We start from the raw sequence: 24542 nt of genomic DNA, 5'->3' as shown, positions 1-24542 counted from the left end.
AAGATATATTTTAAGTCATTTTGTTGACTTCTGAAGAATTCGGATTGTTGAAGTAGTATACATATCAGATTCTCAATAAAGAAAAAATAAACGAATAAACATAACTGCTGCCCTTTAAGGAGCGGCTTTTTTATTATATTAAAAAGGTATATGAAAACGAGTAACCGCATAAACTTTAGCGAATTAGAAAGACACATTTCTAAGGGGATTAGCAAATAAGTGTACCAGGAGGGGGAAAAAGATGACATCAAATAAGACACCAAATTTACACTTAGATATATGGGCACCCGATGACTATTTAAAGCGCGCTGAATTGAACCCTAACTTTTCTAAGATTGATGATAAAATGGGTGATTTACAGAAAGGTTTAAGTAGTTATACGTCAGAATTGGCAGAAAAGGCACCAAAAAAGAAAACTAATGTATGGATAGATGTTAAAGAAGATTTCAGAGCTGAGGGTAATGGGATTGCAGATGATACATCGGCTATTCAAGCGGCAATTAATAGTATTCCAAACGGCGGGATAATTTATATTCCTAATGGTACTTATATGATCAATGCTGTAACAGGAATAAAACCTAAATCTAAACAAACAATAATATTGTCCCCAAATACAAAACTTAAAGTTATCCCAAACAACAGCGATTCATATCGAATATTCGACATAGTTTATGTGAGTGACGTTACTATAGAAGGTGGATATTTAGAAGGTGATAAAGATACCCATTTGGGAACAAGGGGGGAACATGGTCACGGTATTGTTATAGGCTCTCAGGCCGCAAACACGGTCTTAAGAAACATTCAGATATCAAAAATGTGGGGGGACGGTATTTACATGGGAGGAGCGTATGCTTCTACGAATAGTAAAATTTACAATGTTGTATGTGACCAAAACAGAAGGCAGGGAATATCTATAACTTATGCTGATGGAGTAGTTATACGCGATAGCGCATTCATTAATACAGTAGGAACTTTACCTGAAGCGGGTATAGATATTGAACCCAATCCTAATAACTACACTAAGAATATTGTTCTTGATAATATCAAATGCACAGGTAATAGAAGTGGGTTACAAATACTTGGTATTGATGAAAAAACAAGTAAAATTAATGTTGTAAATTCTGAGTTTAATAACAATAGAGATTATGGAGTTTCCATAACGCATGCAATAGATGTTACGTTAAGAGGTTGTACAATGAGTAGTAATAGAAACGGCTTAATGATGGCCAGAGATAACAACAATATCTCTTTATATACATGTAACTTTTTAGATTCCTATAGTCATGGCGCAAATTTAACAACCACACGACAGAGATTGAACGGGGGAATGGGCACTAAAAATATACTATTTGATTTTTGTGTCTTTAAAAACAATGGAAAAGAATCGGCAAATAAATACGATGGATGTATTATAGATAATTTTGATAATAGAAATGTAATTGATCGTATTACATTTAATCAGTGTCAGTTTATTGATACTCAAGCTACTCCCACACAAAGATATGGTTTATTGGTTAGTAACAAAACATCAGTCACTAATGTTGTATTAGGGTACAATAATTATTACAGAGGTAATATAACAGGTGAAAAAAAAGCCAGTGGTACTAATACATCAGAAATAATGGTACAACCAGTAACTTAAACAGAGCTACTTTTTAAAAATCTAACATATGTTAGTGTTGTCGTTGGAGCAATTAAATAATGTTAAGCAAAACGAAGCTAGTGGAACTGGATATAGTAAAAGGTATTACTATATCCAGTTCCACTAGCTTTTGTGCACGCGTATGTTTTGGAAGGAGTAGTTGGACCAACCTTAACTGCATTTAGAATGTCTTATTTTTAGTACCAGCGACGATTTGATATTTTTTATCTTAAATTCACGATAATGATGTTCGATAGTCTAGATTTTTAGAGCATTCGTAGTATTATTTGCTTGTAAATCTATTCTTTCTAAGATCAAAATTATCTGTCTGAATTTTTCTTAGGTGGGAATGCACTCTATTCTTATTCTAGATCTTCAAAAGAATATAAGTTTAAATGCATTATCTGTCCTTGATGAAAAATTAAATATAGAGTTCTTAGGAAATCTATTAATTTTCTTCAATTATTGCAGTTGCAATTTCTTTTTTAGATATTGATATAAATAAGCTTTTTTATTGGCAATTTTATTGAAAGGGAATATTTTTTCAAATAGATTCGAAAATAGAACAAAACACCAGAAATTCAAGTAGAATAATAAAGCTCGACGTGAGGCACGGCGAGTTAATAAATTAAAAAGGTTAGGCCGTAATTTAAAAAAGATTCCCCTTTCCAAATGAGACAATTAAACTATACATTAATTCTTTTCTATAAAATGTTTCTTACAGTTAAGTTATAAGTAGCATCTAAGATTTTAAACCCAAAGATAATTTTAGATATTGAAGAACTATAAAAATGAATTAAAGGTATTAATTAGTATGTTATCTTTAATAATTTATTTCTATAGTTCAATAATAATTCCTATTAATTTATTCTACAAACTATACTTGCCTTTATCGTTAAAAAAGAATTTTATTTCAATAATGTGTTTTTTTAAACTTCCTCCAAAACAGTAAAAAAGGGCGCAGTAAGAAATATAAAGAATATAGTCTTTTAGGTAGTTTTATAGTTTTTTCATCTAGGGGATTAGGATAGAATAATATAATAAAATACATTAATCTTTGGCGATTAGTTTTTATAGAAAGTAGATAGTTTCTATAAGATTTAGCTAATTCTCTTGGCATAGTACCCCTATGGAATTGGACCATTTCATTAACATAGGGAAGAGCCTTATTAGCTAAACTTATAGCACGCCTTGTTACTGCCAAATTTTGAATATTTTCGTGTAAAGGTGTATCTAGAAGTGTGTTTGCTATCTGGAAAGCCTGTCCTACTAAATGTTTTTGTCTATATTTTCTAACAAGTGAATTAAAATGTTTGTAATCAATATTATGAATTCTTACTATGCGATCAATATCTTTTAACCACCGTAGGCGAAACCAGCCGTGACGAGACCCATGAGAGATAAGATATAAAAGCAAATCTTCTTTTCCCATAAAATATATTGGCTGATCAGTTAATGTACTTTTTCTTTTTCTTCTCCACAGTTCTTTAAAACTTGCTCCTTTCAGCGAACGGGGATGCAATCTCCAGTGAATTTCAACTAGTATCTTTTTCTCTGGATGGTAATATTCAATATGATGATGACGCCATTTTATTTCATTTAGTATGGTTTGTACTTCTTCTTTTTTATAACCAAGACTTAAAAGTATCTTGTCTGTTCCCTCTAAGTCTTTCTCTTGAACTAAAATATCTAAATCTTTTGACATTCTCAAGGAAATATCTCCAAATAGGTCATAAGCAACTGTTGGACCTTTTAAGAAGAGAAGAGGAATATGTTTCTTGTCAAATACTTTACTCAGATGCTCCATTTCTCCCGTTAACTGAAGCATTTTAAAAGTGTTTTTTTTGTATTCATGGTACAATGCTTCAATGACATGAGAGGGGACTAAATTTTCATCAATGTTTTTCAGTTTAGAATAAACTAACGGATAACAACGATGATGATCTACTAATTCTAGGAAAAAACACCAATTAATATTATTTAAAAGCATAAGCTCATTACTACTATTGATATTAATTTCTTCTTCAGCTTTCAACAAGCGCAATAAAAGACTTAACTCTTTAGATTTAGGTTTGTGATTTACCAGTACTTTTTTTCTCATAACTTTTTCCTACTTTCCTTGCTGGCAAAATTCGTGGGAAATTGATTCAATAATATATATTAAGTCAATTTTTAGTTAGATATATGCGATTACTTTTCTCATTACTCGTTGTGCTTATGTAAGGTACCCCCTCAATCATTTACAGTAACCAATTTTTTAATATCAAAGTCTAATAATTCTTTGATATTAAAAGGTCCTTTTATCTGCTTTCTTATAGTGAAGAAAATCTTTGAGAAAGGACTTTAATAGACCTTACTTTTTATAGCCTTTATGTTAACTAGATTTTTTTCATTGGTATTTTGAAAGAAACAACTTCTTCACTTTTCTTTCTTCAAATCATAATTAGCCATAAGCTCATTAATTAAATAAGTTAGATTGCCAATAAGCTTTCATATATATCTGCTTTAATTATTTGGTAGAGATCCTTACTCATTTAGAAACATATTTATAAATTGCTTTAAGAGAAAACTGTTTATATAAAAATTATGAGGCATTTCTAATATGTTAAGACACTAATCAATTTTAATGAATAATTCTCAACCTCAAAGCGAAGATAGTTGTACCTGTTACTTCTTCCTACACATTTAACTATAGTTTTACTAGAAGAGGATTGTTCACTTGGTCCCTAATTTTGGTGACTAGCTTTTAAAGTCATTTAGCCTAAATTTACTATGGCTTGAAAAACACTTAAAAGATTCTTTATGTTCTAAATTTAATTTCCTTTCAAAAGTGGGGTCCAATATCTACTGAGTTTCATTTGATTTTTATCTATAGTCATTGGATATGCAAAAAGAATTTGTTTAATATTTTTAAAAACTGTTAAAGGTTAATCTGTAGACTTAAAATCTATTGATACGGCTAAGAACTCTTTAAGATATAATATGTTTTACTTATCACTATCATTTTTTTACATAAGCTGGAGGAAATAAAGGAGAAATAGCAGTATACAAAGCAGATCTTTCACCATTCTTGAAAAAATAAAAGTTCTATGGGTAGGGGGCCTCCTAAATATAAACTAATTTATCCAATGCAGCAGCATGAAAGTAAGTCCTTTAATACTCGACTTATTTAATAAGCCGCCCTTATAATTCGTAATCATTTGGTCTACTGCAACTGCTATTTTTTCTTACAATCATGTCCAGTGGCTTTTATCATATTCTATTTGATATTTATTACAAATTCCACATTTTTTGTTTGTATATTAGCTACTGCTTTCAAGCAGTGTTAATAAGTAATCAACTCTATCAGTAATATTGAGTTAATATATAGGTACATTTTTATTAGGGGAATTATTAGATATTAAAATTATTCTTTCTTATTTCATAGTATAACACGTACCGAAAGTTCTTAATAAAGAACAAAAAGTATATTTCTCATACTCCATTTTCCCCCTAATTTTAAAAGTATAATCATTTTCTCATACTATACTAATGAAACATTATAAAGAACAAATTAAAATAAGTAAACCTTAATTAAGAACGATATTCTTTTAATGATTAATCGTTATTATGTAAAAAATCTTTAGAATAAAATCTTATGTGTTTTCTTGTTTATAGTTAAATATAAATTTCAATTATTACCCAATTTAACTCAACTTTAATATTTAATAAAGTCTTTATACAGAAAAATAGTAGTAAAATAATTACTATATTGACGAAACCATATAGTAATTGTATATTTTGTCAAGTATAATAAAATAGATGTCTATTTTACTACAAGCTACTACGTTCGGAGGTCAATCATGGAAGAAACAATTAGTTTGCGAGACTTGTTTCAGCTATTGCGTAAGCGTTTATGGCTTATTGCATTAATAGCAATTATCGCAACAACAATTAGCGCAGTTATTAGCTTTTTTGTATTAACACCTGTATATCAAACTAGCACACAAATTCTTGTAAATCAGGCTAAGTCAGAGCAGCAATTGTATAATGCAGGTGCTATGCAAACCAATGTCCAATTAATTAATACGTACAATGATATTATTAAAAGCCCTGCTATTTTAGATACAGTTATCGAGCAACTAAAATTAAATAGCTCAGCTAAATCTTTAAGTGGACAAATCCAAGTGACCAGTGCTGAAAATTCCCAGGTCGCTTTAATTACAGTTCAAGATACAAATGCAAAACGTGCAACCGAAATTGCTAATACGACAGCATCTGTTTTTCAACAAAAAGTGCCTAAGATTATGAATATGGATATTGATAATGTTAGTATTTTATCGAAGGCTGAGCTAGCAGCTAGCAAAAGTCCAGTCAAACCACAGCCTACCTTAAACATGACAATTGCATTAGTTGTAGGATTAATAGCAGGTGTAGGACTAGCATTCTTATTAGAATATTTAGATAATACAATTAAAACAGAGCAAGATATTGAAAGTATTTTAGGGGTTCCAGTAATTGGCGTTATTACGAATATCAAGGATGTACCTAAAACTACAAGCGCTCAGCATCCCAATATGAAGGCTCGTGTACCAAAGAGAGGTGAGACATTTGGCTCGTAAAGGGAAAGAAAATAAAAATGATAAAGCTCTAACCTTAAAGCGAAGATTGCTTGCTCATAGTAGCCCGAAAGATCCAGTTGCAGAACAGTACCGAACAATTCGTACAAATATTCAATTTTCCGGTGTGGATCAAGATATAAAGTCGCTGCTTTTAACTTCAAGTGGAACAGCTGAAGGGAAATCAACAACTGCTTCAAATTTAGCAGTAGTTTATGCTCAGCAGGGCCTAAAAGTATTATTAGTAGATGCAGATTTACGTAAACCGACGGCTCATTACACATTTCGCCTAGAAAACCACAGTGGGCTTACAAACGTTCTAACTAGACAGTCTAGTTTGGCACACACGGTTCAGGCAACAGAAGTTAGTGATTTGTATGTTTTAACAAGTGGTCCTGTCCCACCGAATCCGTCTGAACTTCTTGCCTCTTTTCAAATGGAAGCACTATTAAAAGAAATGAAGCAGCAGTTTGATATGATTATCTTTGATACGCCGCCTATTTTAGCAGTTGCCGATGCTCAAATTTTAGCTAATCAAGTAGATGCTTCTATTTTAGTGGTCAGCAGCGGAAAAGCAGAAAAAGAGCCGGCTTTAAAAGCAAAAGAATTACTAGTTCATGCCAAGTCAAAGCTACTTGGAGCAGTTTTAAACAATCGTAAAGCAGACAGTGGAAACTATTATTACTATTATGGTAATAACTGATTTTTCAATGTACTTTAGATTTTGGTCATATGCAATAAGACCTCGGAACCTAATTGTTTCGGGGTCTTGTTTATGTATGAAGTTAGCAAATGTAATCTATCAACAATATGAAGAATTTAACAAAAAACACATAGAAATAAAGAAAAAAATATGCTACTATAACACTACTTTAATTAGGTCTTTAGGTAGGGTATTGGAAAGGAGGATGATAGATGATTGATTTGCATTGTCACATTCTACCGGGGATAGATGATGGCGCCTTAGACGAAAAAATTAGTTTAAAAATGGCCCGAAAAGCCGTTTCAGAAGGTATTCATACAATTGTAGCTACACCTCATCATCAGAATGGTCACTATCTTAATGAGAAAAAAGATATCGTAAAATATGTTCAGAATTTAAATGAGCTATTGAAGCAGGAAAAGGTTTCTCTAACAATCTTACCTGGACAGGAAATACGGCTTTACGGTGAAATTCTTGAAGATTATCGAGCAGATAAAATTTTGACGCTCAATGATACAAGGAAATATTTATTTATAGAATTTCCATCGAGTCAGGTGCCGCATTATGCAGAACAATTGTTGTTTGACGTTCAATCAAAAGGGCTAATTCCAATTATTGTGCATCCCGAAAGGAATAGTCGTTTGCTCGAGGAGCCTGAACTGCTTTATAAATTTATAACAAACGGAGCGCTTGCTCAACTAACAGCTGGAAGCGTGACGGGGCGTTTTGGGAAAAAAATTAAAAAGTTTTCTCATCAGTTAATCCAAGCAAATCTCGTGCACTTTGTATCCTCTGATGCCCATAATCTTGGAGGCCGCTCGTTTTATATGAGAGAAGCTTTAGAAGTCATAGAAAGGGAGCATGGACAGGATACAGTATATACGTTTCTAGAGAATGCTCAATATGTTATACAAGGTCAAATGTGCTATAAAGAGCCGCCAGAGATGATTAAAAAGAAAAAGTTTTTAGGCATCTTTTAAAGTGCTTTATTTATACTAAACTACTTATCTAAAAGGAGAAATGAACATGCAAAAAATAAAAAAAGCCATCATTCCAGCAGCAGGATTAGGAACTCGTTTTTTACCAGCAACAAAAGCAATGCCAAAAGAGATGCTTCCAATCGTCGATAAGCCAACGATTCAATATATTATCGAAGAAGCAATTGAATCAGGTATTGAAGATATTATCATCGTAACGGGTAAAGGCAAGCGTGCAATTGAAGATCATTTTGACAATGCACCTGAGCTAGAGCAAAACTTAGCTGAAAAAGGAAAATTTGAGCTGCTAGAGAAAGTTCGTCAGTCTTCAAATGTGGAAATTCACTACATTCGCCAAAAAGATCCAAAAGGATTAGGGCACGCAGTGTGGTGTGCGCGTAACTTTATTGGCAATGAGCCTTTTGCGGTATTGCTAGGAGATGATATCGTACAAGCAGAAACGCCGGGATTACGTCAGTTGATGGATGAATACGAACAAACATTATCATCTGTTATTGGTGTTCAAACTGTTGCTGATAATGAAACACACCGCTATGGTATTGTTGATCCAACTTCAAGTAAAGGCCGCCGTTACCAGGTTAATTCGTTTGTTGAAAAGCCAGCGCCAGGAACTGCACCTTCTAATCTAGCAATTATGGGTCGCTATGTGTTTACACCGGAAATCTTTAAGTTCTTAGAGGAGCAGGAAGTAGGAGCGGGCGGTGAAATTCAGTTAACGGATGCGATTCAAAAGCTAAATGAAATTCAGCGCGTATTTGCCTACGATTTTGAAGGAAAACGTTATGACGTAGGAGAAAAGTTAGGCTTTATTCAAACATCTTTGGAATTTGCTCTTCAGCACGAAGATTTACGTGAAAATCTCCTTGTATTTATGGAAGAATTGTTGAAGCAAGAAAAAGTACGCGTATAACATTCATTTTTAATAAAAAAAGTGATGAAGTTTCCTTCATCACTTTTTTTATTAGTTAATAGTTAAATGTTGTTTTAACTTGCTAGAAAGCGCTTCGCGCGTAGCATCTGATACGGCATAATAGTAAATGCCGTCGATTTTTTCACCTTTACCATCCACTTGCAGCTGTTCTACGTTACGACGTGCATCCTTGTAATTAGATTGAATTTGTTTCATATCATCAAATGTAAGGTTTGTTCTAACGTTTGTTCCAATTGTATCTAGAATTGTACCGTAATTAGCAAGGGATTGAACGCTTGCTCCTTCTTCAATAACTCCTTCAATGATTTGGCGTTGACGCATTTGACGGCCAAAGTCTCCTCGAGGATCTTGTTTACGCATACGTGAGTAAGCAAGAGCTTCTTTTCCATCAAGCGTAAGGTTTCCTTTTTTAAAGCTGTATCCATCATAATCAAAGTTCAAGTCGTTATTAACTGTAACTCCTCCAACCGCGTCTACGATGTCTTTAAAGCTTTCCATGTTAACCTGTACGTAATAGTCCACAGGCACGTCTAAAAATTTCTCTACAGTATTAACAGCCATATCTACGCCTCCAAATGCATAGGCATGATTAATTTTATCTGTAGTGCCTTTTCCTACAATTTCCGTACGCGTATCACGAGGGATACTAACCATTTTCATTGATTGGTCTTTTGGATTTACGGTCATTAAGATTAACGAATCTGAACGGCCGCGATCTCCAGCGCGTTGATCTACTCCTAGAAGCAGGATGGAGATAGGATCACGCTTACTAAATGACACCTTTTCTGAGCGTTTCTCTGAAACATCACGGTTTAATGGCTCGTGCGTTTGTGTAAAAGTCTTTTCAACTGAATGCCAAATGCTGTAGGCATAAGCACCTATGCCAAGAATTAGTACTAAAATAATGGCCATTGTAATTTTTAAAGTGCGTTTTTTCTTTGGTTTTCTTCTTTTACGTCGTCGAGTTTGAGGCTCTGTCATAATCGGTTTCTCTTCCTTTACTTAATATATTGATAAAACAAATGAACTACTTATGTACTTCATTAATTCTTATCTGTTTTTTATACATAACAGTAAGCCTATAAAAACATGACATATTGACTTATTTTTATCCACTTATTCTCAAATTATATTATAATAAAAGCAAAAAAGAAAGATATAGTAGAGGAGACAATTTATGAAAATATGGATTAATATTCTAGCTTTTCTTGTGCTTATAGCATCTTTAGTCACAGGTAAAATGTATTGGAATCATCAAGCTTCTGAGCAGTCAGCGGTAAGGCCAACTAAAATAGAAGGTTCTAATTATACAGAAGGTGAAGAAGCTTCTTGGAAAAAGTATGCGCAAAACCTTCCGAAATCGGTAATAGCAAAAATAGAGCAAGCAGAAAAAACGAAAAAACCTATGAAGCTAGTGATTGTAGGCTCTGCTCCTAAAGAAAAGGTACAGAAAACCTGGGGTACTTTACTGAAGGAAAACCTGAAAAGCACTTATGGTGAAGATTTAATGGATACACAAGTATATGAATATACAGATATGACGACGTTGAAATTTATAAACAACGGAACTTATAAACAAATTTTGGATGAAAAGCCAAACGTTTTGTTATTTGAGCCGTTCCTATTAAATGATAATGGAGTAGTGGGTATCGATAATACGCTAGAAAATATTAACGTCATTATAAGCCGTTTAAAAGATCAGAACAGTGAGCTAGTTACGATTCTACAGCCATCAGCCCCAGTATATAATGCAGAAAACTACCCCAACGACGTAAAGGCACTAGAGAAATTTTCTAAAGAAAACGGATATGAATATCTTAATCATTGGACGACTTGGCCTGACTATCGCTCCAAAGATATTTTAACGTTTTTAGCAACAACTCCTGGTCAGCCTAACGACGACGGAGAAAAACGATGGGCTCAGTATTTGGAAAGGTATTTTACTAATTCATCATCAGAATCATAAGAAAAAGCAGAAGGCCCCTTCGGCTAATCTGCTTATTTTTTTATAGGTATAATGAACTAAAAATGACTATATTGTGCATTTTAAGACGAAAATATAGCTTTTAAGACTTCAAACATGCACATAAGAAGATGTCTTCCTGTATGTGGAAAAGTTCGTACAGTACGTGTGTTATAATATAATTTATGGAATATTACCCATGAAATGAGACATAGAAAGAGGAGACAAACGAATGATTGACTTACATACATACATTTTACCGGAGATGGAAAATGGACCTAAGAGCCAAGATGAACTTTTGCAGATGGCAGATGCATTAGTGAAGCAAGGAGTAACAAAAGTGGTTGCGACGCCCAAATATGAAGAGCCTGCTTCAAGCTGTACATCAGCGGTAGAGTTTGCGAATGAATACCTGCGAAAAGCTTCTATTTTGCTAACCATTTTACCGGGACAAAAAGTAACTGCAACCAATCATATGACTTTGTTTAATCAAGATTTCTATAAGATGACTATAAATGAAAATGAAAAATATATGTTTTTGGAGATTCCGCAAGATATGGAAATTGAAGTAGTAGAAAATATTGCATATGAGCTGCAGCTAAAGGGAGTAGTGCCGGTCTTAAATGAACCTGAACGCCATCCGTTATTTATAGAGAATCCTGCGAACTTATATATGCTCGTAAAAAATGGAGCAGTCGTTCAGCTGTCTGCACAAAGTGTGCTAGGCGGCAACGGCAGTAAAGCTAAAAAAGCAGCTTATCAGTTCATTGATCACGGATTAGCACACGTTATTGCATCAGGTGTAAATCGTGAAAACTATCAGCAGTACGGCCTGCAAAAAGCCTATTCTGCCGTTTCTAAAAAATACGGCAACAGCAAGCTCTATCATTTTATGGAAAATGCTGAAGCCATTGCGAGCGGGAAGGCTGTTTATAAACAAGAGCCTGAGCGCATCAAAAAAACAAAATTTCTAGGAATTTTTTAACTTTTCCCTTTGTACCCTGATTAACTTCTGTTTAATCAGGGTATTTGCATACAAAGACCTATTTAAATCCCTTCTTTTATCATCATTATTTGGAGTTATTTTACAAATTATGTTTGCGTTTTCACATAGAGTGATAGTAAAATATTGTTAGTTAAGTAGATGACAGGAAAGTGCGCGGTTTTCCGGGGTTCGTGGTGGTAAATGTCGAGAAGAATACATAGTTTCACATTTAAAATCGTCGTAGAATAGAGCTATACAAAACGCAGGGAGGGAAATAAAGTGATTGATATTCATACGTACATATTGCCTAATATCGATAGCGGACCTGAGGAAGTAGACGGCTTTTTGAAGATGGCACGCTCCTTAGCGGATCAAGGCGTTCAGTCCGTTGTGGCGACGCCGCTTTATGACAGCGATCAAGAGTTTATGAAACACCATTTATTTCTCTATGTAAATGCAGCTAATGAATGGCTTACAAATTCATGTGTTCCTCTACAAGTATTACCAGGTCAGCTTGTCCCTTTATCGCCTCAACTTCTGCGAAACTATGAGCGAAATCAGCTTCTTACGCTTAATCACACCGATAAATATTTGTTTCTTTCACTGCCTGACTATGATATCTCACCTTATTTTGAAAAAACGCTGTATGATCTTCTCACAAAAGGCGTTGTGCCTATTCTACGTTCACCAGAATGTCATCCAATTTTCCGAGATCATCCTGAGCGTTTGTATGAGCTCGTTAAAAAAGGCGTGCTCGTTCAGCTAAGCGCTGCTAGTATTCTCGGTTTAAACGGAAAAAAAGAAAGAAAAGCGGCCTGTACGTTTATTAAATACCGCTTCGCCCACGTGATTGCCTCTGGCGTTCATGCTCGCAATTACCACGACTATTCACTTTCAAAAGCGTATGATTATATTTCCGATATGTATGGTGCGTCAGAACTTTATTTTTTTATCGAAAATGCAGAAGCAATTATCGACGGTCGTCCGGTGCATCAATTAGAGCCTGAGCCGATGAAAAAATTTAGTTTATTTAAATTATTTAGCTAAAAACAAGGGACTTTTCCATAAAAACGGGAAAGTCCCTTGTTTTGTCTTTCTTTCATTGTGGTATGGAATAGAAACAAAGTTAAAGAAAGGAAGGCTGAATATGATAAAAACTACAGCTGGAAAAGCAGCTATGTCGGTATTAAAAGAATGGAAGATCGATCACATTTTCGGTATGCCGGGAGATTCAATCAATCATTTTATGGACAATCTGCGGAGTGAAAAAGATGAAATTGAGTTTATTCAAGTCCGTCACGAGGAAGTAGGCGCACTTGCGGCATCTTCTTACGCTAAAATCACGGGTAAAATCGGCGTGTGTCTCTCAATTGGGGGGCCGGGTGCGATTCACTTGTTAAACGGATTGTATGATGCCAAAGCAGATGGTGCACCAGTGCTAGTGCTAGCGGGACAGGTGCCTCGTGCGAAGCTTGGTAATGAATCATTTCAAGAAGTGAATTTAGAACGTGTTTTTGACGATGTGTCTGTGTTTAATCACCGAGTAGATTCGCCTGAATCGTTTCCGCATCTGTTGCAGCAAGCCATTCGAACGGCTTACGCGAAAAAAGGCGTCGCGGTATTAGTTATTCCAGATGATATTCCGTCTTCAACAATTAAAATTGATGAAAAAACGCCAGTTGCTAATGTGTCAAAATCCATTTCTCACAGTGATCCAGAAGATGTAGCTAAAGCGCTTCTAGCGATTAAATACGCTAAGAAACCAGTTATTTTAGCAGGAACAGGTGCCAAGCACGCCAAGCTTGAGTTAGCGCAGTTTGCGGAAAAAATTGCGGCGCCGATTATCTTTACGCTTCCGGGCAAAGGAATACTGCCTGATCATCATCCTTATAACCTAGGTCAGCTCGGGCAAATTGGGACAAAACCGGCGTATGAAGCGATGGAAGAAACCGACTTATTGATTATGGTGGGAACATCGTTTCCGTACCGTGAGTTTTTACCGGACGGGGTTGAAGCGATTCAGCTGGACTCTGACGCCACACAAATCGGCAGACGCTATCCTGTATCGATTGGATTAGTCGGAGACTCTAAAACGACCCTGTCGCAGCTTGCGCATAATTTAGATTATCAAGAAAACCGCCGTTTCTTAGAAGAGTGTCAAGTTAATATGGAAAACTGGTGGAAGCACGTAGAAAAAGAAGAAAATGAAGTGAGCACGCCAATCAAGCCGCAGCAAGTTATTCCTAAGCTGCAAAAAATCGTTGATGATGATGCGATTGTATCTGTTGATGTCGGAAACGTGACGGTATGGATGGCGAGACATTTCCGCATGACAAATCAAAAATTTGTGATTTCAAGCTGGCTGGCAACGATGGGTTGCGGACTTCCAGCTGCGATTGCAGGAAAGCTTGCTCATCCTGAAAAACAATCAGTAGCCGTATGCGGTGACGGAGGCTTTACGATGGTCATGCAAGACTTTGTGACTGCTGTGAAGTACAAGCTGCCAATTGTTGTCGTCGTCCTTAATAACAGTGAAATCGGGATGATTAAATATGAACAAGCTATTCAAGGTCACTTGGATTACCAAACGCAGCTTGGTGAAATGAACTTTGCGAAGTTCGCTGAATCATGCGGAGGAATCGGCTACCGCGTTGAAAAATACGAAGAGCTCGAAACAGCATTTGAAAAAGCAGCGCTTGCGAATGTTCCTGTAGTGATTGATGTCGTTGTTGCTGATGAACCGCCGCTTCCAGGCAAAATTTCATTCGGACAAGCGGCCAATTATTCGAAGCACATCATGAAAAAGTTCTTTAAAGAACATGAGCTCGAAATGCCGCCGCTTCGAAAAGGACTAAGCAGAATGCTTTAATCAGTGACTCTCCTTACAGGAGAGTCTTTTTAGGAGGGATATCGTGGGAGTGTTTGAAATCATTTTACTTATTTTTGGTGCGGTCATGATGCTTGTGATTATAGTGCCGGTTATTATCGCTATTATTCTTTGGATGAAAGATGAAAAACAAGAAGAGCATTCGGTTTTGAGAAACTATCCGCTGCTCGGGAAGATGCGCTATATTTTTGAGAAAATGGGGCCTGAACTGCGTCAGTATTTATTTTTGAATAATAATGAAGGCAAGCCGTTTTCTAGAAATCAATACGAGCAAACCGTTAAGTCAGGTAAATACCTCAACCGAATGATGGGATTTGGCTCAGAGCGTGATTTTAACGAACCGGGCTACTATATTCGAAATGCGGTGTTTCCAAAGCAGCGCGACGAAATGAAAGCGGATAACACGCAAAAAATTAAAACGAAAGTATATAAAATGGACGCGGATAACTTATTCAGCCGAAGAGAGCACCGAGAAGAAAAAGAAGCAGATCCGTTTTATTTGCGAGATGAAGAAGCGGTCGTTATAGGGCCTTCATGCAAGAATCCGTTTGTTGTAAAAGGATTAATCGGTCAATCAGGCATGAGCTTTGGTGCGCTTGGCGACCATGCGATTACCGCTTTATCCCTAGGGTTAGGTCGAGCAGGCGGCACGTGGATGAACACGGGAGAAGGCGGACTGTCACCGTATCATTTAAAAGGAAACGTCGATATCATTTTTCAAATTGGGCCCGGGCTTTTTGGCGTTCGGACAAAAGAAGGCGAATTTTCCTGGGAAGAATTTAAAAAGAAAAGTGAAATGAAACAAATCAAAGCGTTTGAAATTAAGCTTGCCCAAGGAGCTAAAACGCGAGGCGGTCACGTGGACGGTTCAAAAGTAACGGAAGAAATTGCCGAAATCCGCAACTTAAAGCCAGGAGAATCGGTAGACAGTCCAAACCGTTTCAAAGAGTTCGCTTCGTATCCTGAAATGTTTGGGTTTATTGAAAAGCTTCGAGATGTAGGCGGCAAGCCAGTAGGCATTAAAATGGTTGTGGGAAACACAAATGATCTTGAAGAAATGGCGGCGTATATGAAAGAGACGGGAAGCGGTCCTGATTTTATTACAATCGACGGAGCAGAAGGCGGAACAGGCGCATCGTTTCAGGAATTAGCGGACGGAGCGGGCGTACCTCTGTTTTCAGGACTTCCTTTTGTGGATGAACTGCTTAAAAAGTATGGCGTTCGTGATGAAGTAAAACTTTTTGCATCGGGCAAGCTGTTAACGGCTGATAAAATTGCGACGGCTTTATCATTAGGTGCCGACTGCGTTAATATTGCCAGAGGTTTTATGTTCTCTGTTGGCTGTATTCAAGCGCAGGTTTGTCACAACAACCGTTGTCCAGTAGGCGTAGCCACAACAGATCCGAAGCTGCAAAAAGCGCTTATTATTGAAGAAAAATCATACCGCGTGTGCAACTACGTGCTGTCATTACGTGAAGGATTGTTTAATTTAGCCGCAGCTGCCGGTATTGATTCGCCAACGAAGTTTTCAAAAAAACACGTGGTGTTCAAAAACAGCAGCGGACAGTTAGCTGATATTTCTGTAAAAGAAAAGATGTATGTATAAAAAGCTGCCGATTGGCAGCTTTTTTATTGTCTTCGCTGAAGCAAATGCAGGCAAAACTCTAAGTCTTTTTGAAGATGCTCTTGCATTAGCGCTTCAGCTTTTTCAGCATTGCGTTCTTTAATAGCTTTATAAATGTCTTCATGTTCGTCAATTAAAAACGGGCGGTTGTAAAACACCACAGTGTGACGGAATAAGTAAATGATCGACTGCATGCGGTCGATAATATTAATCATTACGTCATTGTTGCTTGCGTTCACAATGGTGGCGTGAAAACGTTCATTCGCGCTCATGATTTCTTCAAACGAGCCGTTTCTTCCGATGTCTACGCATTCCTTTAATTCTTCTAATTCGCTGTCAGATAAAAAAGTTGCAGCAGCTTTAGAAGCTGAGCCTTCTAGCAGCATTCGCACTTCAAACAAGTTGCGTAGATCTTTTTCTGTCGGCGACACCACTTTTTTTCGAACAATCAGTCCTTCATATTCTAAGCGTCTAATGGAATCACGAATCGGCGTTCGGCTGAATCCAAGCTCGCTCGCTAATTTTTCTTCGACGATTTTTGTACCGCCTTCAAGCTCACCGTTTAAAATTTTATCTCGAATCATCTCATAAGAAGGGTGATGAGACGAACGAGAACCTTGATTTCTTAACATACTCTACTTCACCTCTAGCATTCGACACGAGGAAATCTCGTCTCTTTCTCTCTTTATTTTTTATCATTTTGTACGCGTATACCCAAATCATACTATAACTTGTGAAAAGGTGGGACGGAAAGTTTCGGTTTTGGAAATAAATTTCATTAAAAAAAAGGCTAGACAAATAAATAAAATGCGAATATGATGAGTGTATACAAAATTATCAGAAATGTATACAAAAAATATTTTAACGTATACATTCTTTTTTAAAACGTATTTGAAAACGTATACAACAAGGGGAGGAAACGAAAATGACAAAACGCGTTGGATTTATTGGACTTGGAATTATGGGAAAACCGATGACGCTCAATTTATTAAAAGCAGGCTTTGAGGTAACGGTTTACGATATTAATAAAGCAGCAGTAGAAGAAGTGAAAGCAGCAGGAGGATTTGGAGCAGAAAGCCTTGCTGAAGTTGCAGTGAACAGCGACGTGATGATCACGATGCTTCCGGCTTCACATCATGTAAAAAGCGTAGTGCTTGGAGAAGAAGGGTTAATTCATAGCGCAAAAGAAGGAAGCGTTATCATCGATATGAGTTCCATTTCGCCGGTAGCATCAAAAGAAATTGCCGCTGAACTTGCACAAAAAGGAATTCACATGCTAGACGCTCCGGTTAGCGGCGGAGAGCCAAAAGCAATTGACGGCACGCTTGCGATTATGGTCGGGGGAAATGAACAAATCTTTGAAAGCGTTTCATCTATTCTTCATGCGATGGGAGCAGAAATAACGCTTGTTGGAGACAATGGAAGCGGCGTAACGGCTAAGCTTGCAAATCAAGTCATTGTAAACTTAAACATTGCAGCAATGTCTGAAGCACTTGTATTAGCAGCCAAAGCAGGCATTGACGTTGAAAAAATGTATCAAGCGATTCGCGGCGGATTAGCAGGAAGCGCTGTATTAGATGCAAAAGTGCCGCTTATTTTAGACCGCAACTTTGTAGCAGGCGGACGCATTGATATTAACTTAAAAGATATGACAAACGTGATGGAAACGGCTCATGACATTGGCGTACCGCTTCCGCTTTCAAGTCAGCTTGTGGAAATTTTCCACGCGTTAAAAGTAGACGGAAAAGCAAGCGATGATCACGGCGGAATTGTACAGTACTATGAAAAGTTAGCAAACGTTGAAGTGAAAAAGAAGGTGGAAGCATGATTAAACAACAGGAAAAACGCCTTGTAAGCGATGTGTTTAAAAACATTCCAGCGGTCGATGAAGCACTTGTCCAAAAAATGCTCGACGATGAGCTTCTGACGTTCAACCAAAAAATCATTGTGTTAGACGATGATCCAACGGGTGTTCAAACGGTTAATGGTATTTCCGTGTACACAGACTGGGGCAAAGAGAGCATCAAGCAAGGATTTTTAGAAGAAAACTCCATGTTTTTTATTCTAACAAATTCACGCGGATTTACCGCTTCTGAAACGGAAAAAGCCCACGCGGACATTGCTGCTGTTATTACAGAGGTAGCGGCTGAAGTAGATAAAGAGTTTTTAATTATCAGCAGAGGTGATTCGACTCTTCGCGGTCACTACCCGTTAGAAACGGAAGTATTAAAGAAAACCGTTGAACAGCACTCAAATCAAGTGCTTGACGGCGAAGTGATTTTTCCTTTCTTTAAAGAAGGCGGACGATTCACAGTTGATAACATTCACTACGTGCAGGATGAAGACTACTTAGTGCCGGCAGGAGAAACGGAGTTTGCAAAAGACCGTACGTTTGGCTACAGGAAGTCTCATTTAGGCGAATGGGTAGAAGAAAAGTCAGAAGGGAAATTCAAAGCAAGTCATACGACGTATATTTCGCTTAGGAGCATTCGTGCACTTGATTTAGTAACGATTACAAATCAGTTAATGGAAGTGAAAGACTTTAACAAAGTGATTGTGAACGCAGTGGATTATGTAGACGTGAAAGTTGTGACGATTGCGCTTCTTCGCGCGATGAAGCTTGGAAAGCACTTTATGTATCGAAGCGCTGCGGCTCTAACAAAGGTGATGGGAGGCGTGAGCGATAAAGATTTGTTAACAAAAGAAGAGCTCATTAAAGAAAAGTCGTCAAACGGCGGATTAATTATGGTTGGTTCGCACGTTAAAAAAACAACAGAGCAGTTAGAAGAGTTAAAGAAATGCAGCTTCATTGAATTTATTGAATTTGATTGTCATCTTGTCTTAGAACCTGAAAAGTTTGAAGAAGAAGTGAACCGTATTATCAATGAAGCAGAGAAGCTTATTTCACAAGGTCAAACGGTAGCTGTGTATACAAGACGCGAGCGCTTAGATCTTGGCGAAGGGAAAAAAGAAGAAGAGCTTAAATTATCGGTGAAAATTTCAGATGCGGTTACAAGCATTGTTCGCCGCTTGAACGTTCGTCCAAACTTTATCGTTGCAAAAGGCGGCATTACGTCAAGCGATATCGGCGTAAACGGCTTATCCGTAAAGCGCGCGACGGTTGCTGGACAAATCAAACCAGGCATTCCGGTATGGGTAACGGGAGAGGAAAGCAAGTTTCCAGGCATTGCGTACATCATTTTCCCTGGAAACGTCGGAGCTAAAACAACGCTTCGTGAAACGGTCGAATTACTAAGTAAATAGGAAGAAGTGAACGTACGAGGTGCGTTCACTTTAGAAAATATTTGAAAGCGTATACATTATTTGGATGTACGTACATGAAAAATGGTCACACTAAGGGGATGAACATATGAATTCAGTATTCGGATTAAGTCATGAAGCAAGTCTTTTGCTGTATGCAATTGTATCGATTGTCGGACTTATCTTTTTAATTGCTAAATTTAAAACAAATCCGTTCGTAGCACTAATTCTCGCGGCTTTGTTTATGGGTCTTATTTCAGGAATGAAGCTGCCTGATATCGTAACGGCTTTCCAAGAAGGAGTAGCGAGCGTCTTAGGATTTATCGCGATTGTTCTTGGTCTTGGAACGATGTTAGGTAAAATGATGGCAGAGTCAGGCGGAGCCGAGCGTATTGCCCGCACGTTAATTAAAGTATTCGGTGAAAAGAACGTACACTGGGCAATGATGGTTGTAGCCGTTATTTGCGGTATCCCGGTCTTTTTCCAAGTTGGTGTTGTACTATTAATTCCGCTTGTGTTTGTAATTGCCAAGCATACGGGTACGTCACTTATTAAAATTGGTTTATCATTAATTGCCGGTTTAGCCGTTGTTCACAGTTTAGTACCTCCGCATCCGGCAGCGATGCTAGCAGTGGATATCTTTAAAGCAGATTTAGGTAAAACAATTTTGTATTCATTAGTTGTAGCATTTCCAGCTGCAGCCGTGGCGGGTCCTATTTACGGATCGTTCATTTCACGCCGTGTTCACGTAGAACCAACGGGTGAAATTATGGAGCAGTTCACAGAGTCAAAGCATAAAGATCTTCCTGGCTTCGGAATTACGTTATTCACGATTTTACTTCCAGTCCTATTAATGCTTTTAGCAACGATCACTGGGTTTGTTTATCCAGAAACAAGTACGATTCGCTACGTAACAAACTTTATCGGAAGTCCAATCGTAGCGCTGTTGATTGCGTTAGTATTTGCTTTTTATTCGTTCGGTTTTGCAAGAGGATACAACAAAGATGATTTATTAAAATTCACAAATGAATGTCTTGGACCCGTTGCTTCGATCATTTTAATCATCGGTGCAGGGGGCGGTTTTAACAAAATTTTAACAGCAAGCGGTGTAGGTGACGCGATTGCAGGATTTGCTCAAGATGCACATCTTTCTCCTATCGTACTGGCGTTTGTGATTGCAGGGTTAATTCGTGCAGCAGTGGGTTCAGCAACAGTAGCAATGACAACAGCAGCAGGTATTGTCGCACCAATTGCAGCAACCATGCCAAACGTAAGCCCAGAGCTGCTAGTACTGGCAACAGGCGCAGGTTCTGTGATGCTATCGCACGTAAATGATTCTGGCTTCTGGTTAATCAAAGAATTCTTCAATATGTCAGTGGCTCAAACGTTAAAAACGTGGACAGTGATGGAAACAATTCTATCATTTGCGGCGTTTGCAATGGTTCTTATTTTAGACATTTTCATTTAAGAGAAAAAGCGCTGGCTTCAGCGCTTTTTTTACTTGTTAATATGAAAATATAAAAAATTTCAAATAATGAGAAAAAAATACTAGATTTTCCTTATTTCGATAGTATAGAATAGTGATAAAGTAGCAAAAGGGGGTAGATGTATGACAAGTAATGAAAATTATCGAATTAGTTTGACAACAAAAGCACTGGTTCCGGTGAATGATCCTATTTACCGAACGAAGGTGCTAGATGAAGCAGGAGAATACATGTTAAGCAAGACCTGTAAGCAATTATTAGAAGAAGCGTGTATTCGAGAATTAAGTACGTTTAAGGGCTCCATTGCTGCCGTGCGAAAAATGTTTCCGTACAAACAGCTTACACCTCTTGTCATTAGTCGTTCACAAGCTATCATTGCGTTTCCGACATCTTCACCAAACGACTATAGCTGCGCCTGGATTTTTTCCTCTCATGTTCATACTTCACATACGCTTGCTTCAGTTAGTTCAAATTCTACGGTGATTTACTTCAAAGATGACACGTTCATTACTGTCAAACTTTCCTATTACAGTTTAGAAAAAAAGCTAGCGAGAGCAGCCGTTATTCGAAACTATTGCTTAGAAAGTCAGCTTTTTTTTTCTTAATCTGTTCGTTTTATCAAACGCACTTGTTTACATACGGTCAATATTTTGGTCCCGGTGTGTTGAGAGGAAGCTTAAACAAGCTTCCTCTATCTTATTCTTTTATTCTTGAAGAAGCAGGACCTTTAGTTTTTTACGGGCTGTCTTTCCCCAGTTCTTAACGGCTCCTGTTGATACGTGATATTTGTATGCAATTTCTTTATAAGAATATCCTTCAAGCAAGTATTCTATTACATAGATTTTTTCTCTAGGGGTGAGATGTTCAATATATTGGTTAATTGTATCAGCTTCTAATGGAACAATAGGAGCAGGGTCTTCATTTAATGCAAGTAAACCATATTCAGCAGGAGTTTCTCGTTCTTCACGCAATGCATTTCCTTTTAAATAAGAAAGGATCGTACCGCGCACGGTTGTGTAGGCATAGGCGGAAAAAGAACCTTTGCTTTCATCAAATTTTTGGTGTGCTCTCCATAAACCAATCAAAGCAACCTGATAATATTCATCAAAGTCTTTGTAAATGTGAAATCTCTTAATCATTGACACAATTAATGGATGGAAAGATGAAGCGACTTGATCAAACGAGCTTTTTTGCATATAGCATTCCTTTTTCAAAAACGCGTTTTTGCTGTATTCCGCCGGTATCTCTACTGTACAAGGGACATGTCATATGCGCGAATGAACGTACATTATGTTTTCTTTTTAAGAAACGTGACGTAATTTCCCCGGAAACTTCACGTTTCGCTAGGAAATATGCGAAGTATACGTGTATTTGTAGAGATTTTACGTACGAAAGGTCCCCCATTCCAATTTCTACTAATCTATAATTATTTCTATATCTATTATCGATGTAGCAACTCTACCATCACGGAAGAGCAGTGATGGTAGAGTTGCTAGACCTAAGCGGCAGTCACCCTCCCTTGCGGGTTTGCGCCTGCCGCATAGGTGAACCTTCTAGGGTACATTCAGTGAAGTGTTTTCTTGTTATCTATTTATGTATTCTATTGAATGTGAGTTTGGTGGAGAGAATATAGTTGTTTTTAAAAAGGGGTAAAGGGGAGATTGAATGAAGGCGATGGTTGGGGTAAATGTGGCAGCGGCTGTTTTGTGCGGGGCGGTTATATATGGAGGGACACAGCACTGGCAGGAGAGAGCGGAGGCACAGGTTCAAGCAAGTGACACGAAAGCGAATGTTGTGCATAAAGAAAAACAGTTTTCTGATGTGTCTACTTATACAAGAAATCTTCCAGACTTTATTACAGGGCAAATCGAGTCGGCGATTGCAACTAAAAAACCTTTGACTCTTGTGCTTGCTACTTCTGCGAAGGAAACGGGCTGGCCACAGCAGTTAAAGAAAGAGCTAGAAGCTACATATGGAAGTGATGTATTCACTGTTAAAACAATCTCATACGGCAGCCAAACAACTGGTGAGCTTTTATCCTCACACATTGCGGATCAAATTAATCAACTTCAGCCAAATATTATTTTATTTGAAGCACCTCTTAAAAATGATTATCAGAAGCTTACGTTAGACGATACGCTTAAAAATACAGACGAGCTGATTTATCAGCTTAAAGACTTGAAAAAAACCCTGATCCTTCAGCCGTCTCAGCCGTATATTTCCCAGACGGAATCCTATGAAGAAGGGGTAGAAGCTATTCGGGGAGTGGCAGAAAAAAATTGGGTGCATTATCTAAATCATTCGCTCATTTGGCCGTTTCATTTAGGAGAGTATATTAATAAAAACGACGGAAGGTTAACAAATAAAGGAGGTGAAGTGTGGGGAGACTATTTAGTGAATTGGTTCACCGATACTAAAAAAGAGATTAAATAATAGATTTTCTGATGTTATACTAAGCAGCTACTAGGTAAAAATAGCTGAACGAAGCTTTCTATGATAAAGATAGAAAACTTCATTCACGTTATTGTGTTATTTTACTTTTTTTAAGTGCCTGTTTGTTCTGCTTTTATAATAATAAGAGCCGGTGCTTGGGCATTTATAAAGCGTAATACCAAAAAACTGCAAAGGTGTTTTAATTCGTTTTAAAGAATAAGATAAGGGCATTATGTTCCTCCTGAATAAAATGGATTAATATTACAAAATTTGAGTTAATTATACAAAAAAATCCTCGGTTGGTAAACCTTAATAACGAACAAAATAAAAAAATGTTCTTTATCAGAAACAAAAATGCGTTTTTTCTCTAGAATAATGTCTGTTTTACTGACATAATAGTTTAGGGAGTTTAGTATAATTTTATTAAATTAACGTAAAAAAATAGGTATGAGGGTTATATTGCAACAGAATTTGATTTATAATTAGAAAGGTTGAAAGAAGGGATAAAATGGATATTGATGAAAAAAATGATAGATTGCTTCCTCCAGAATGGATGGCCCTTGTTAAGGAAGCAATGGATTCAAATATAACGAAGAATCAGTTTGAAGAGTTTCTTAAACAAAAATCTCTAGAAAACAAAAGTATACGTAGCAGCAAAAAACCATTAGAACCTAGGTTCTAATGGTTTTTTTATTATCGTTCTTTATTTTGTTGTAAAAAATCCTTAATTTCTTTGCTAGATAAGCCCAGCTGTTTTGCTTCATAAATAAGTTGTAGCCATTCTTTATCTAGTTCGTTATCAAATACTTTATTCAGCTTTTCCATCAAGTCTGCTCCTTTAATAAAGGAAACTCAGCCATCATAGTGTAAAAACCGTAGATCTGTAGTTTTGCGTCCTAACTTTTCAATTAGTTTGCCTTTTTCTGTAATAATATAATTTAAGTTATATTCTACTATACTTAGTCTGTAAAAACATGTAAAAAATCAGTTTTTGAGACTAAGTTTCCGTTATTTTAGGCAACTTCAAAAGCAT

At 36.9% G+C, this 24542-nt stretch carries 22 protein-coding genes and 1 riboswitch; of the genes, 16 read left to right on the top strand and 6 right to left on the bottom strand.

The features are described 5' to 3' along the window. Positions 1 to 241 precede the first annotated feature (241 nt). Positions 242 to 1642, top strand: coding sequence for a right-handed parallel beta-helix repeat-containing protein (locus tag AC3WJG_RS11015; protein ID WP_337133515.1), 1401 nt, complete (start codon positions 242 to 244; stop codon positions 1640 to 1642). A 913-nt stretch (positions 1643 to 2555) separates the two neighbouring features. Here AC3WJG_RS11015 and AC3WJG_RS11010 read toward each other — a convergent pair. Beyond that, positions 2556 to 3743, bottom strand: a complete 1188-nt coding sequence (locus tag AC3WJG_RS11010; protein WP_337133514.1) for a nucleotidyltransferase domain-containing protein — start codon at positions 3741 to 3743, stop codon at positions 2556 to 2558. A gap of 1741 nt (positions 3744 to 5484) precedes the next feature. On the opposite strand from AC3WJG_RS11010, the gene AC3WJG_RS11005 reads away from it, so the two are divergent. The 4 genes from AC3WJG_RS11005 to galU all read left to right on the top strand — a co-directional run bounded on the left by AC3WJG_RS11005 (position 5485) and on the right by galU (position 8851). Next, a complete protein-coding gene (locus tag AC3WJG_RS11005) occupies positions 5485 to 6243 on the top strand; it encodes a YveK family protein (protein ID WP_337133513.1) in 759 nt (252 codons plus the stop codon). Next, the gene (locus tag AC3WJG_RS11000; RefSeq protein WP_337133512.1) at positions 6233 to 6943 is read left to right on the top strand and encodes a CpsD/CapB family tyrosine-protein kinase; all 711 of its coding nucleotides are present in this window, start codon (positions 6233 to 6235) and stop codon (positions 6941 to 6943) included. The genes AC3WJG_RS11005 and AC3WJG_RS11000 overlap by 11 nt, the downstream gene beginning before the upstream one ends. Positions 6944 to 7155: 212 nt before the next feature. Continuing rightward, positions 7156 to 7923 (top strand): tyrosine-protein phosphatase, encoded by a 768-nt coding sequence (locus AC3WJG_RS10995; protein WP_337133510.1) that lies wholly within the window; start codon positions 7156 to 7158, stop codon positions 7921 to 7923. 46 nt (positions 7924 to 7969) lie between these two features. Continuing rightward, positions 7970 to 8851 (top strand): UTP--glucose-1-phosphate uridylyltransferase GalU, encoded by an 882-nt coding sequence (galU, locus tag AC3WJG_RS10990; protein ID WP_337133509.1) that lies wholly within the window; start codon positions 7970 to 7972, stop codon positions 8849 to 8851. 51 nt (positions 8852 to 8902) lie between these two features. On the opposite strand, the gene tagU is transcribed toward galU, so the two are convergent. Next, a complete protein-coding gene (tagU, locus tag AC3WJG_RS10985) occupies positions 8903 to 9853 on the bottom strand; it encodes a polyisoprenyl-teichoic acid--peptidoglycan teichoic acid transferase TagU (RefSeq protein ID WP_337133507.1) in 951 nt (316 codons plus the stop codon). Between the two features lie 196 nt (positions 9854 to 10049). Here tagU and AC3WJG_RS10980 point away from each other — a divergent pair, with 196 nt between their 5' ends. The 5 genes from AC3WJG_RS10980 (at position 10050) to AC3WJG_RS10960 (ending at position 16313) form a co-directional block, all read left to right on the top strand. Then, the gene (locus AC3WJG_RS10980; protein ID WP_337133506.1) at positions 10050 to 10838 is read left to right on the top strand and encodes an SGNH/GDSL hydrolase family protein; all 789 of its coding nucleotides are present in this window, start codon (positions 10050 to 10052) and stop codon (positions 10836 to 10838) included. A 229-nt stretch (positions 10839 to 11067) separates the two neighbouring features. After that, positions 11068 to 11820, top strand: a complete 753-nt coding sequence (locus AC3WJG_RS10975) for a tyrosine-protein phosphatase (protein ID WP_337133504.1) — start codon at positions 11068 to 11070, stop codon at positions 11818 to 11820. 279 nt (positions 11821 to 12099) lie between these two features. After that, a complete protein-coding gene (locus AC3WJG_RS10970; RefSeq protein ID WP_335707795.1) occupies positions 12100 to 12867 on the top strand; it encodes a tyrosine-protein phosphatase in 768 nt (255 codons plus the stop codon). A gap of 100 nt (positions 12868 to 12967) precedes the next feature. Then, positions 12968 to 14689 (top strand): pyruvate oxidase, encoded by a 1722-nt coding sequence (locus AC3WJG_RS10965; protein ID WP_337133500.1) that lies wholly within the window; start codon positions 12968 to 12970, stop codon positions 14687 to 14689. Between the two features lie 85 nt (positions 14690 to 14774). Continuing rightward, positions 14775 to 16313: an FMN-binding glutamate synthase family protein gene (locus tag AC3WJG_RS10960; RefSeq protein ID WP_337133887.1), complete on the top strand. Its 1539-nt coding sequence runs from the start codon at positions 14775 to 14777 to the stop codon at positions 16311 to 16313. Between the two features lie 23 nt (positions 16314 to 16336). Here AC3WJG_RS10960 and AC3WJG_RS10955 read toward each other — a convergent pair whose 3' ends face one another. After that, positions 16337 to 16963, bottom strand: a complete 627-nt coding sequence (locus tag AC3WJG_RS10955; protein ID WP_337133498.1) for a GntR family transcriptional regulator — start codon at positions 16961 to 16963, stop codon at positions 16337 to 16339. A gap of 293 nt (positions 16964 to 17256) precedes the next feature. Here AC3WJG_RS10955 and garR point away from each other — a divergent pair, with 293 nt between their 5' ends. From garR to AC3WJG_RS10935, 4 genes are all read left to right on the top strand, one after another. Next, complete coding sequence (garR, locus tag AC3WJG_RS10950; RefSeq protein ID WP_337133497.1) at positions 17257 to 18159, top strand: 2-hydroxy-3-oxopropionate reductase; 903 nt, start codon at positions 17257 to 17259, stop codon at positions 18157 to 18159. After that, complete coding sequence (locus tag AC3WJG_RS10945) at positions 18156 to 19595, top strand: four-carbon acid sugar kinase family protein (RefSeq protein ID WP_337133496.1); 1440 nt, start codon at positions 18156 to 18158, stop codon at positions 19593 to 19595. Before garR ends, AC3WJG_RS10945 begins: the two co-directional genes overlap by 4 nt. A 106-nt stretch (positions 19596 to 19701) precedes the next feature. Next, positions 19702 to 21060 carry a GntT/GntP/DsdX family permease gene (locus AC3WJG_RS10940; protein WP_050691774.1) on the top strand — a complete coding sequence of 453 codons (1359 nt, stop codon included), beginning with the start codon at positions 19702 to 19704 and terminating at the stop codon, positions 21058 to 21060. A 141-nt stretch (positions 21061 to 21201) separates the two neighbouring features. Next, positions 21202 to 21681, top strand: coding sequence for a competence protein ComK (locus AC3WJG_RS10935; protein ID WP_337133494.1), 480 nt, complete (start codon positions 21202 to 21204; stop codon positions 21679 to 21681). Positions 21682 to 21780: 99 nt separating this feature from the next. Here AC3WJG_RS10935 and AC3WJG_RS10930 read toward each other — a convergent pair whose 3' ends face one another. Then, positions 21781 to 22272, bottom strand: coding sequence for a sigma-70 family RNA polymerase sigma factor (locus AC3WJG_RS10930; protein ID WP_337133493.1), 492 nt, complete (start codon positions 22270 to 22272; stop codon positions 21781 to 21783). Between the two features lie 469 nt (positions 22273 to 22741). Here AC3WJG_RS10930 and AC3WJG_RS10925 point away from each other — a divergent pair, with 469 nt between their 5' ends. Beyond that, the gene (locus AC3WJG_RS10925; protein ID WP_337133492.1) at positions 22742 to 23509 is read left to right on the top strand and encodes an SGNH/GDSL hydrolase family protein; all 768 of its coding nucleotides are present in this window, start codon (positions 22742 to 22744) and stop codon (positions 23507 to 23509) included. 96 nt (positions 23510 to 23605) lie between these two features. On the opposite strand, the gene AC3WJG_RS10920 is transcribed toward AC3WJG_RS10925, so the two are convergent. Then, complete coding sequence (locus tag AC3WJG_RS10920; RefSeq protein WP_337133491.1) at positions 23606 to 23740, bottom strand: hypothetical protein; 135 nt, start codon at positions 23738 to 23740, stop codon at positions 23606 to 23608. Positions 23741 to 24017: 277 nt separating this feature from the next. On the opposite strand from AC3WJG_RS10920, the gene AC3WJG_RS10915 reads away from it, so the two are divergent. Next, entirely contained in the window at positions 24018 to 24191 is a 174-nt protein-coding gene (locus AC3WJG_RS10915; RefSeq protein ID WP_337133489.1) for an anti-repressor SinI family protein, read from the top strand. Positions 24192 to 24202: 11 nt separating this feature from the next. On the opposite strand, the gene sinI is transcribed toward AC3WJG_RS10915, so the two are convergent. Continuing rightward, positions 24203 to 24334: a DNA-binding anti-repressor SinI gene (sinI, locus tag AC3WJG_RS10910; protein WP_014461169.1), complete on the bottom strand. Its 132-nt coding sequence runs from the start codon at positions 24332 to 24334 to the stop codon at positions 24203 to 24205. Between the two features lie 18 nt (positions 24335 to 24352). Then, a riboswitch (cyclic di-GMP riboswitch) is annotated at positions 24353 to 24437 on the bottom strand. Positions 24438 to 24542: the final 105 nt, after the last annotated feature.

Source organism: Priestia sp. FW507-14D1A (assembly GCF_058781295.1).
The sequence above is the reverse complement of the archived record's forward strand: the minus strand, read 5'-3'. Positions and strand labels throughout refer to the sequence as shown.